10 protein-coding genes are annotated in these 12,113 nt (G+C 31.6%); 8 read left to right on the top strand and 2 right to left on the bottom strand.

The window, feature by feature from the left end; genetic code table 11:
- Positions 1-2: 2 nt before the first annotated feature.
- Positions 3-590 (bottom strand): DnaJ domain-containing protein, encoded by a 588-nt coding sequence (locus ERX46_RS04070; RefSeq protein ID WP_130092567.1) that lies wholly within the window; start codon positions 588-590, stop codon positions 3-5.
- A 385-nt stretch (positions 591-975) separates the two neighbouring features.
- Between ERX46_RS04070 and ERX46_RS04065 the strand changes: the two genes are divergently transcribed.
- On the top strand, positions 976-1,959 hold the full coding sequence (locus tag ERX46_RS04065) for an FISUMP domain-containing protein (RefSeq protein ID WP_130092566.1): 984 nt from the start codon (positions 976-978) through the stop codon (positions 1,957-1,959).
- Between the two features lie 25 nt (positions 1,960-1,984).
- A complete protein-coding gene (locus ERX46_RS04060) occupies positions 1,985-2,986 on the top strand; it encodes a fibrobacter succinogenes major paralogous domain-containing protein (RefSeq protein ID WP_130092565.1) in 1,002 nt (333 codons plus the stop codon).
- Here ERX46_RS04060 and ERX46_RS04055 read toward each other — a convergent pair.
- Entirely contained in the window at positions 2,983-5,997 is a 3,015-nt protein-coding gene (locus tag ERX46_RS04055; RefSeq protein WP_130092564.1) for a T9SS type A sorting domain-containing protein, read from the bottom strand. The genes ERX46_RS04060 and ERX46_RS04055 overlap by 4 nt on opposite strands.
- Before the next feature lie 446 nt (positions 5,998-6,443).
- Between ERX46_RS04055 and ERX46_RS04050 the strand changes: the two genes are divergently transcribed.
- The 6 genes from ERX46_RS04050 (at position 6,444) to ERX46_RS04025 (ending at position 12,093) form a co-directional block, all read left to right on the top strand.
- Positions 6,444-7,109 (top strand): hypothetical protein, encoded by a 666-nt coding sequence (locus tag ERX46_RS04050; RefSeq protein WP_130092563.1) that lies wholly within the window; start codon positions 6,444-6,446, stop codon positions 7,107-7,109.
- A gap of 32 nt (positions 7,110-7,141) precedes the next feature.
- Positions 7,142-7,543: a hypothetical protein gene (locus ERX46_RS04045; RefSeq protein WP_130092562.1), complete on the top strand. Its 402-nt coding sequence runs from the start codon at positions 7,142-7,144 to the stop codon at positions 7,541-7,543.
- Positions 7,544-7,588: 45 nt separating this feature from the next.
- The gene (locus ERX46_RS04040) at positions 7,589-8,536 is read left to right on the top strand and encodes a hypothetical protein (RefSeq protein ID WP_130092561.1); all 948 of its coding nucleotides are present in this window, start codon (positions 7,589-7,591) and stop codon (positions 8,534-8,536) included.
- Between the two features lie 196 nt (positions 8,537-8,732).
- The gene (locus tag ERX46_RS04035; protein WP_130092560.1) at positions 8,733-9,626 is read left to right on the top strand and encodes a hypothetical protein; all 894 of its coding nucleotides are present in this window, start codon (positions 8,733-8,735) and stop codon (positions 9,624-9,626) included.
- A 32-nt stretch (positions 9,627-9,658) separates the two neighbouring features.
- Entirely contained in the window at positions 9,659-10,150 is a 492-nt protein-coding gene (locus tag ERX46_RS04030; RefSeq protein WP_130092559.1) for a hypothetical protein, read from the top strand.
- Positions 10,151-10,629: 479 nt separating this feature from the next.
- Positions 10,630-12,093 carry a catalase gene (locus tag ERX46_RS04025; protein ID WP_130092558.1) on the top strand — a complete coding sequence of 488 codons (1,464 nt, stop codon included), beginning with the start codon at positions 10,630-10,632 and terminating at the stop codon, positions 12,091-12,093.
- The last annotated feature ends 20 nt before the right edge of the window (positions 12,094-12,113 follow it).

Below are 12,113 nucleotides of genomic sequence, written 5' to 3'. Positions count from 1 at the left end.
TCCTATACTTCTCGTTTAGGCCTACCTACTACCAAATACCTCACGAAATATTCATAGAGATAAATCAATCCAATCAAACTAAAAATATAAACTGTGGACAGAATATAAGCACTCGAATTTTGTCCCCATTTTTCGGATGTTGGTCCGTATAGTTTTAAACCAACCTGATAAAAAAGGAACATTAAAAGTCCACCAAAAACTATTGTAAATATCGTTTTAAAGATGATAGCTGCAAAAGAGGTTCTAAATAATTGATCTCTTTTGTATTGCTGATAACTCATTTTTGAATGCGATTGTGCCCGACGAGTTCCTGTCCTTGTTTTACGATTTACATCTTGTTGATATTTTTGTTTAACTCTTGGATTAGCACGTTCCATTCGTTGGAGCTTCAATAATCTATCATAAGCCAATCGTGTCTTACTGTCAGACAAACAACTATAGGCCACTTCTACTTCGATGAACTTTTCTTTTGCATTTTCAGCCGAATTGAGATCTGGATGATACTGTTTAGCTAGTTTTCGAAAAGCCTTCTTCACCTCTGCTGCATCAGCATTTTCAGTAATTCCTAATATTTCGTAGTATGTGGACATGAATTAAAAGTAGAGTTTTATTTTCCGTTATCAAGAGGATAAAAATAACAATACAATTAATAATTTCACTGAATTTCGGAAATTGCAAAAAGTTTTAAAATCATTTTGATCATTTTAATCTGCGTAAAAAACAGGTAGCACGCTGATTCAAATTGATCAAAGGATTCGTTTGATTTACTTTTATTCATACATGTTCATCAATATTTAATGTATTCGCATTTTAAATTAATAATACTTTTTTCAAACGCTACCCTCTATTTTTTACATCAATCAGAATTGCGCTAATACTTCATTTTTGAATATTTTATGTTACTTTAGAACCATAAACACTCAGTTTGCCCTAATTTTTAGCAGCAAACTTAAATTCAATTTAAAATACTACAAAATGAAATTACACCATCTTCTATTGACTTCCTTAGTTTTTATATTTCTGTTTTCTTGTAAAAAGAAAGAAAAAGCCAGAGTTACAACCGTTGAAGTTGTAAATATTACAGATAATTCCGCAGTGGTAAAGGGAGAAATTACTGATGATGGCAATTCTAAAATTAAAAACAGCGGTGTTGCTTGGTCGCTTAATCCAATTCCTACAAAAGATGATAATTTCGTTTTAGATGATGAGGATAATTCAATTTCAGTTCAACTTTCAAATTTAACACCTGGAACAACTTATTATGTTAGGGCTTTTGTTGAAAATAAAACTGACATCTCCTATGGAACGGATTTAAATTTCACAACCACCTACTCTATTGTTTCAAATCCTGGACAAGGTGTAACGGATATTGATGGTAATAATTATTCAACTATTATTTTAGGGAACAATCAGGAATGGATGGCAGAAAACTTGAGAACGTCGACATGTTCTGATGGTACTCCAATTCCAAATATTACTGATGTAAGTCAATGGTCAAATACGATTACGCCTGCTTGGGCATTTTATGATAATGATCAACAAAATGAGGTTCCACACGGCAAACTATACAATTGGTATGCTGTTAAAGATTGTGCCGTTTGTCCTGATGGTTGGAGAGTGCCAACAAATGAAGATTGGAATAAGTTAGTTGTTTATCTTGATCCAATTTCAGCAGTTGAAGGTGGAAATGATGCAGGTGACAAATTGAAAGTTACTGGAAATCAATATTGGAATGGTGCAAATGAAAATGCTACTGATATTATTGGTTTTTCAGCACATCCAAGTGGAAAAATAAGTGGAGGATTTCTTGGTCTGACATTCTCAGGAATTTGGTGGACGCAAACAGAAGCAACAGGTAATTTCACTTATGTTAAGGAGAATACTTGGAGTAATTCTCGACTAAATGGTGTAACTCAATCTAAAAAGGATGGTGTTTCTATACGTTGTTTGAAGAATTAAATAACAAATTCAATAATTTTAAATAATGAAAAAAATTGCATTTCTGCTACTAATAATAGTCTCCTTTTCTGCTTGTAAAAAAGAAGAATATATCAAAACATCAATCACTTTTTCTGATGTTGAAGTCACTATGTATAGTGAGTTAATCGCTATTATTAAATACAATGTGATCGTGGAAGGAAGTCCTTTGGTTCGGGAAAGCGGAACAATTGTAACGGTTGATCCAGAAGTTTCTTACTTTAACTTTAAGGTTGTAAATGATGAAAAATTATTAAAAAACGTATCTATCAACCTTGGCGTAGACGCAGAAACACAGTTTTTTGTGCGGCCTTATGTGATTACTTATGAAGATACGCTTTATGGAGAAATTCAGTCATTTATGTCCGGTTCTTATTACAAAGTCGGAAATGGAGTTATAGACGCATCTGGTAATAATTATGAGACAATAATTTTAGGGAATCAGGAGTGGATGGTTGAAAACCTAAAAACTTTTAAGTATTGCAATGGTGATTCAATACCGTTGTCAAATGATATCACTCAGTTTTTAGACAGAAATGATGAGCCTCAGTCCTTGTACTATGACTTTGATATCAATAATTATGACACCTATGGATTATTATATAATGGATACGCCATTTTTGACCAAAGAAACATTTGTCCTTGTGGTTGGAGAGTGCCAACAGATTATGACTGGAGTGAACTTATTATTTATCTTGGAAATAACAAATATACAGGTAGCAAAATGAAAACTACTGGAACTCTGGAAGAAGGAACAGGATTATGGAAACAGCCCAATGGTTTTGCAAATAATTTATCTGGATTTTCAGCACTACCAGGCGGGTATCAAGAATATGGTCCAAGTTATTTTTATGGTAAAAACACTTATGCAGTTTTTCCATATATAAACACCCAAGGAACTGAAAGCTTCTTACAAATGCTATCCATTGACTATGTTAGAGGCAGTATAGAAATATTAGGAAATAGCAATGACAGAGGAATGTATACCAGATGCGTTAAGAACCTTTAAAGTTTAATCAACTTGGCTGTTTTACTTTCGTTAGCTCCAAAAACTTTAATGAAATAAACTCCATGTCTCTGGTCACTTAAATCAATTTTCAAAAAGTTTTGGTCTAAAATATTTCCTTTTTTGATTACCTGACCCATTGCATTTGATATTTCATATTTCTCAAATTGCATTTCTATGTCTTGGAAGTTAATTTCGAAAGTTGATGTAAATGGATTCGGATAAACATTGATTCCTAAATCAGCATCGATATTTCTAATGTCCATTGGTCTTATTGTTTGAGGTGTTAAATCCCAATCATTAATCTCAAATTTTAAAATAGAAAGTACATCAGAATGTCTCCAAATATCTGCAATTGGATAGTTTTTATCTGCCGAAAAATTTGAACCGATCAATACAAACGAGTTATCCTTCACATCAAAGGTAGCCTGGTATGCAATTTGGTTTATTAATTTTTTCCCTTTATAATTTCCTTCTAAATCATATCGTTGAATCATCACTTTTCCAGAATGAAAATCTTCACCCATAAAGTATATAAAATTAACATCCTGCTTTACAAGCAATGGAATCATTCCATTGTTATCAGTCGTCACATTTGCACTGACTACTCTATTTTGTAATGGATCATAAATAATAGAGTATTCTGAGACCTCATAACAATCATTTCTGAAATCATTTTGAAATTCATAAATGTCTGAACGAATTGCACCACTCGAAAGTCCTTTAACAAGTATTTTATTGTCACTTAGTTGTGTTGCTAAGCCATTATAATGAAGGCTATTTCCTGAAAAAACCAACCTTTGTTTTTCATTTCCATCAAAATCATAAACTAACAAAACCCCTCCCCAACTGTCAGTAGTGCATGACCAAGTTTTATTCTGGGAACAAAAAACAAGAATCTCTTTTGTTTCTTCATTCAGTTCAATACTTCTGATCTCACCAATAAAGTCATTCCAATTGGTTAAGACATTTCTAGCCCAAATTAAGTTTCCTTCATTATCATATTTCGCAATAAAACTTTGATGATCCCAATCACTTATGAGCACTGTATCCACTAAATCTAATTCATAACTATTGTACTTTCCTGTAAGATAAAAATTATCCTCTTTATCAGCTTTAACTTTAAAAAATTCAGGGTTATCTATGAATGTCGTTTCATAAAGGGACTTTACATTGAGCACTTCACCTGTTTCACCATTGAGTTTCGCCCAATATCTATTAGATCCATCTTTTTCGATTGTATCTTGTCCGAAATATCCATTTTTAAAAAAATATCCAAATATATTAACATCTCCATTGCTATCTAAAGTAAACTGATCGTAGATATAGAATAATTTATTTGTGCTTCCTATTCCTTGTAACCATTGAAGTTCTCCATATTTATCGTATTTCGCATAAACATCAGAAAACCTATTTTTTTCAGATTTTCTACTGGCAAAGTCATAAACCACGTTATCAAAAGCTGCACCAGACCAATGAAGGTTTACATAACTAAGGTAGGTAGAACCATCATCACCAATAATAGTATTTTGAGAATGTAAGCCGTTCTGATAACTTGAACATGGTCTAGTTTCTCTATCATTCCCAATTTCGGTATACCAAGTTAGGGAATCAAATGATCTTTCTGTCGGTTGAGTGTCTATAGTTGAATCGAATTTCCATCGGTAAACCTGATTTAATTGGGTAAAATTGTTTTCGGTTATGTAATATACATAGTCATCATAAAGTAAAATCCTTGTTTGTGCAGAATTGTAATCAGGAGCTTTGCTTAATGAAATCAATGTGTCTGGACGAACTTCGTATAGATAAATGTAATTATCATTGCCATTGCTCAAAAAAGCATAATCTTTTTGATTGTGCGTAAAAACTTGTACTGAATAATTAGGATGTCCTCCTGTTTCACAAGAACGAAATGGAACACCAGAAAACTTTCCCTCATTTAGATCAGTAATTCTTTGAATTGAATCTTCCTGATTAACAACACCTAATTCAATTCCGTATATTATATCAGCCATACTGAAAATTCCATTTTTAGCAGATTCTAAATTAAATGAGCTTAAGGTTGATTGTTGCTCATTTACAATTACTTTGGGATCTCCTAAAATGAGAGAATCATTTACCATTTCAGCGTTTAAAAAATTATTTGTGTTTGTTCTGATCACAACATTGAAACGATTTGAAGTTGTTGGATGAATTTCTACAATGTTTGAAGCGCTTATGATGGATGTTTGCAAAGTACTTTTATTTATCTGTATGGTTTTAGATGTTGAATCACTGTCTACATTTCTAAAATACCAATTGAAATTGTCGCTCGATTCAATTAACTCAGAACGCAGATAGGGATTGCTCCTTTCTCCGAATACTCCCTGATATAAAACCACTCTATTGCCTGTTTGATCTAAAAATATTAGCTCGACCAAGTTACTAAACTGTCTTTCAGAAAATAAAATTCCATTATCATTTACATCGAGCAATACCAAATTTTTATTACTTTGATACACCGTGTCCAATTCTTTTAAATCTGTATTGTATTTGAATATTTTATTTGAGTTATCCTGTTTCGTGCGATAATAAAGATTTTCATTGTGTTGCTGAAAATCTCTCATTCCTTGATCTACATATTGACTGTAAATCTCTGTTACCTCTTGATTTTCATTACATTTAAACAACCTCAATGGCCCAGGGAAATCATCTTGTGTAAAAAAATATACATTTTCACCGTAACTATAAAAAGTAGAGTAAATTTTATCGTATCCAAAGTCCTTGACAAGTTTTGGTTCCTTCTGTCCTTCTTTTAGTGCGAAAAGCTGTCTTTGATAATCTCTTGATAGATAATATAAAGCTGAGCTTGTCTTAATAACAGAATTGCTCTCATTCAAATGAAAATTACCTCTTTTGTCGTTAGGAATTGTACCCATAAACTCAAATTGAGACAAACAAGTCTGAGTTATTAAAACAAATAACAAACTCAAAGTAGTCTTGAGTTTAAAGATGTAAGTTTTCGAAGTAGTCATTTTATAAAAATATAGAATTTTTATTTATAAATGGTTTGCTTTGATCAAATTCGTGTAAATTGATCTGTGTTAACTAGTGAATCGTCGATTTTGCCAATATTTAAAATTTTTAGATGGATTTAGTAAAAATAGAAAAAAAAATTAGTTTTTGAATCGTAGATCCAGGCCATGTTTTAGAAAAGAATAATGAAATACTTTTATTAATTGAAACTGATGATACGTTAGAACTAATAAAAAGTCAAAAACGCCAACTTTACATACAAGAGATGGATGCTGTATTGGTATATTTTGAAATTTTACAACACGGATTTAGAAGAAAGAACTTGCGTTGCGGAGTATTTTGATAATCTTCAGAGAATACATTTGATGATTATATAAAAGTGAGTTTTATGAACAATTATATTGGAATCACTACCTTTCAAATTTGAATTAAAACATACTACTCCATGGAAATAAAACTAGCGAATAATAATTCCTACACTTATGAGGAAGTCAAGGCAGCAGAAAACAATGGCGGTTCTTTTGTAACTTATCAATGGATTATACCTCTGCCTCTATTTTATCCTGTGCGCAGATTGTCTAAAGTTTACTTTATTCCAAAGGATGGAAACCAAGCGAAATATGCCAAGAAATACAATATAATTTCATTAATCATTGGTTGGTGGGGACTTCCATTTGGACCCATCTTCGTTAATCGTTCTGTCCGTTTGAATAATAATGGAGGTGTTGATGTCACAGAAGATATCTACTTGAACCTAGACAGAACGGGCTACGATAATGGAAGACTCGAAATAGTAAAGCATTTCACTAAATTTATTCATCCATCTAAATCAGAAATTCCGGAATACAAAAAGGTCTTTAAAAAACTAATTGATGAAGGAATATTGAAATCTCAACCTGTCATTGGGTTGTTTGTGGATACCGAGAAAAACGTTGAACCCTACATAATAATTGGATTCAATGAAGAATTAAAGGGAAAAGAAGAATTAATTTCTAAGGCTATTTACAAACGTTTCTACAAACAATTGAAATTTGAGTTAGTGGATTTAAATTCTGATTTTGAATTCAAAGAAGCTTTATTGACCCAAGGTTTAAATCTAGAAAGTATTTAAAATTAAATTCTTAAATTTCACCAAAATACATCATGACAATAAATAACAAAACAATTACCAAAGGATTTGTACTTGCTGGACTAATGAATAGTTCTGTGCTTGTTTTCTCAAAATTCTTTACCAATCCAACCATCGCAGAATTTGATGCTACGGTTATGTCAAATTTTGGATTATTAATGATTTTCATTTGGGGATTGGCTTATATCTCGATTTCCAAAAATTATAATCAAGTGAAATGGCTCGTTGCAGTTTTTGCCATTGAGAAATTCATTTATGGTTTCATCTGGACAAATTGGCATTTGAATAATTCAATTGCTGATGTTTTTGAAAAGGATTTAATGGCTGGATTGTTCTATTCTATTTATGGAATTAACGATTGGCTGTTTTTTGTATTTTTCACTTTTGTGTTTGTTCGTTTAGTGAGAAATAAATAGTGATTTTAAAAAACAAATAATCAAAAAGAACACTTCTAATATACTATGAATCAAGATATAATCTATATAGAAAACACCGGTTTTTTAGATATAAGAATTACTTTAGAACAATGGATTGAACTCTATTTGGATGATTTAGATTCAGATTTAAAATTCAAGCTTTTCAAATATGATAAATCACATACCGTTATAGAATTGAGTAAGGAAATTGAAAATAAACTTTTTAACTTTTTAATGAATTACCTCACTTACCCCGATAACAAAAGAGAAGCATCATCTGTAAAAGGCTTTACGCAAATTAGAGATAAAAAAATATTTCCATCAAGTTTACTAGGTCAACCTGTTCAAATTTATGTTTCTAAAAACGACTCAGAATATGATAATGTAAATGGTGTCATACCTTCTGGAGATACTTACAAGATAGATTTCGGTGGAAAAATTATTCAAATGGACACTGAGTTATCTTATTCAAAACCAGCAGTCAGCTATACCAGTTCTAAATTAGAAATCATTGGAATTAATAAAGAAAAGATTTCAAAAAAAAACGATGATGTTGATTTAGCCAAATTTGAAAAACGATTCTTGTGGATTTCCATCATATACTTCTTTAGTTTTTTGATTTCAATTTACATAACTCAAAACACAAGTGATTTTGATACTACAATAAGTGTTTTTACTTTCGCACTAGCTTTTTGGGCAATACTAGAAGAAAAATTATTGAGATTTGATACGGTTTACTTTAAACTTTTGGTTTTATCCATTTTTGTTGGTGGTTTAGGTTATTATTTATCTTTTGAATTGCAAGAAAATTTTTGGTCAGTAATAACCAGACTCCCCTTCTTCTTTCTCATTTCATTTCGTTTTCTAAGATTTTTATATGTAAAAAGATATAATAGAGAGCCTGTTTATGAAAAAAACGCAAAACTTATTGAAGACAAAATTTTCTCTATTCTATTAACACTAGTAGCTTTTCTTTTAACTTTTTTGATATAAAATAAATTTGAAAATGAAAAATAATTTAAAATTTATTACAACACCCTGTTACTCAATTAATTTTCTACAAAATGAGTCAAAATCTTAAATACTAATATTTCACAATAAATACAACTATTCAAACGTTACTCGAGAAATGCTAATTAGACTCTTTAAAAATGACTTTAAAGAAAACTATCAACTAAAAATTATTAACATGAAAACTTTCAAATTATTAACTTTTTTTGCTCTTATAATTTTCTCTTTTAATTCATTTTCTCAAGAAACAGAACCTATAAAAAGAGTCAAATTTGATGATATTCATATACATTTAGGACCACTATTTGAACGTTATCAAAAAGGAAATATTAACGATTTTCAAACATTAGCTCCTCAATCAGATTTACTTGAAGAATATCCCCAAAACTTTTCACAATCAAATGGTTATGGAATTTCAGGAAGTGCAGCACTTTCAGTAATGGTGGGAATAAAATTCAGCAATAAGGAAAAAACATCCTATAAGTCCAATCCACTTTTGCGTTTAGGATTTAGCTATTCTTCTGGAACACATATTTCCTCAAATTACTCTGAAGATACCCGATATCCATTCGACACGCTAACATCCTCTCAAACAGGAGCTCAAACTTTTGTTGATTCTGTTTACACGCAGCATTCTGGAGCCAATTATTCTTCTGATCAGCTTCGTTTTAATGCGGCTTTAATATTTAGAACAAATCCAGAAGCACGTTGGTCTTTATACTCAGGAATCGGTCTAACAGCGGGAGTTTCTATCAATGCGAAAACGCAGATTTATTATTCTACGTTTGTAAGCACGGAGTCTCAAAACAACGATGTTTCTATTAACAACAGCAACTATAATTCTGATGAAAGAGTTACAGAAAATTACAAAAACGAAATGAATTATGGATTCTCCGCATACATACCATTTGGAGTTGATTTCAGAATAGGAAATAAAAGAGAATTTTGGAAAAGAACACATTTATTTTATGAGATAAAACCAGAATTAAATGTTGTTTCAATTCCAGAATTGTACACAATAACAAATACCAGAATTAGCCAAGGAATTGGTGTTAGGGTTACTTTTAATTAAGGTTTGTAATATTTTAAAATTTAACTTTATTGATGAAAAGCATCGTCCTATACTTATTATTCATTAGTTGTATTTTTCTCTCTTGTAATTCAAATGAGAAAAATACAACTGATGATGATTTGGAAAAATTAGCCCTTAAATCCAAAGTAAAATACCCAGAAAACTATCAAGTTAAAGAGTATTCAGATTCAGCTCACAGATATATTGAAACCGATAGCGCTGAATTTAGAATTATCAAAAAATATTTTCTAAATAATGAGGGATTATTCGCAATACACAGAATCAATTTGGAGCAAAAAATGGACTCGGTTACTTATTTTAGAAACAATAAATTAAGTTATGGTGGCTTAGCAATTTATCCAAACAACTCACCTATTGGCCAATGGACATCGCATGACTCAACAGTTCCATACATTTTCAGAGACTACGACACATTGCAATATACTTATTGGAAAGCATTAGAAATTGCGAATGAAAATGGGTTTAAACTCCCTCATATTGAAGCAGTGGAGGTTTCCGATTAGGAGGCTAAGTATTGGGGGTTTTATAGAGTAAATGATGACTCAACACCACAAACATTATTGGTGAACATGCACAACGGAAAGACTAAAAAATTAGAATACAATATTAAGACAGATACCAATAAAAGAGCTGGGAGATTATGGTAATTTTAAACAGATAAAAAAACATTGAATATTTCATAAAGGTTAGTGAGTTTATTCTTTCAACTGCCTTAATGTAAATAAAGTAAGTACAATTAAAAATGTAGTAACTTAATAAAAAGGTTCTGCATTACAAAAAAAAAAGTAGTCTCCCTCTATTAATAACTTCATTCCTTTTATCTAAAATCAAACACCAATTTAACTCCTCCTATATAATTTATTATTCTTAAATTGGCGAAGGAGACGATTTTAAAAAATCTAATTCTGAATCACTGATTTCAGCATTTGAATGGTCCTCAGCATTAAAAACGATAAAAGAATTATATAAAATTATATTTATTATGGAAGACAAAAAGAAAAAACTAACCTCCGTTTCTGGAAGACCAATTGCAGAAAATCAAAATGTTAAAACAGCAGGGAAAAGAGGTCCTATGTTGATGGAAGATTTCTGGTTTTTAGAAAAACTAGCACATTTTGACAGAGAAGTTATTCCTGAAAGAAGAATGCATGCAAAGGGTTCTGGAGCTTTTGGAACTTTTACCGTTACGCATGATATCACAAAATATACGAAAGCTAAAATATTCTCTGAAATCGGTAAGAAAACAGAAATGTTTGCTCGCTTTTCAACTGTTGCAGGAGAAAGAGGTGCTGCAGACGCAGAAAGAGACATCAGAGGTTTCGCAATGAAATTTTACACCGAAGAAGGAAATTGGGATTTAGTAGGAAACAATACACCTGTTTTCTTTTTGAAAGATCCTTACAAGTTCCCTGACTTAAATAAAGCTGTAAAACGTGATCCTAAAACGAATTTAAGAAGCCCAAATAACAATTGGGATTTCTGGTCTCTCCTACCTGAAGCTTTACACCAAGTGACAATTACGATGAGTGATAGAGGAATTCCAAAATCGTTTAGACACATGAATGGTTACGGAAGTCACACTTTCAGCATGTTAAATTCAAATAATGAACGTTCTTGGGTGAAATTCCATTTCAAAACAGCTCAAGGTATTGAAACGATAACAGATCAAGAAGCTGAAACCTTAGTTGGAAAAGACAGGGAAAGTAATCAGCGTGATATGTTTGATGCTATTGAGAAAAGCGATTTTCCAAAATGGAATCTAAAGATTCAAATCATGCCTGAAGAAGATGCGAAAGACTACCGTTTTAATCCATTCGATTTAACGAAAGTTTGGCCTCACTCCGATTATCCTTTGCATGATGTCGGTGTTATGGAATTGAACAGAAATCCAGAGAATTACTTTGCAGATGTTGAGCAAGCTGCTTTTAATCCAGCGAATGTAGTTCCAGGAATTGGATTTTCTCCGGACAGAATGTTACAAGGAAGATTATTTTCCTACGGAGATGCACAGCGTTATAGATTAGGTGTAAATCATTATCAAATTCCGGTGAATAAACCAAAATGTCCCTTCCATAATCCGCACAGAGATGGTTCAATGCGCGTGGATGGAAACGAAGGTTCAACTATACATTATGAACCAAACAGCTACGGACAATGGGAAGAAAGTAAAGAATTTGCAGAACCTGCTTCACAATTAGATGGCGATGCTTTCCATTATGATCACAGAGAAGACGATGATTATTATACTCAACCAGGAAATCTATTCAGAATAATGTCACCAGAACAGCAACAAGTTTTGTTTGAAAATACTGCTAGGAATATTGGTGGAGCTGAACAATTTATCCAAGAAAGACATATTGGAAATTGCTACAAAGCAGATCCAGCCTATGGAAAAGGTGTTGCTGATGCTTTGAATATTGATATTAATACTGTTGATGTGACTTAATAGTTTATTTACAACTTTAA

This window comes from Brumimicrobium glaciale, from assembly GCF_004152935.1.
Lineage (GTDB): Bacteria > Bacteroidota > Bacteroidia > Flavobacteriales_D > Crocinitomicaceae > Brumimicrobium > Brumimicrobium glaciale.
Note: the sequence above shows the minus strand (reverse complement) of the source record. Positions and strands in the feature narration are given on the sequence as shown.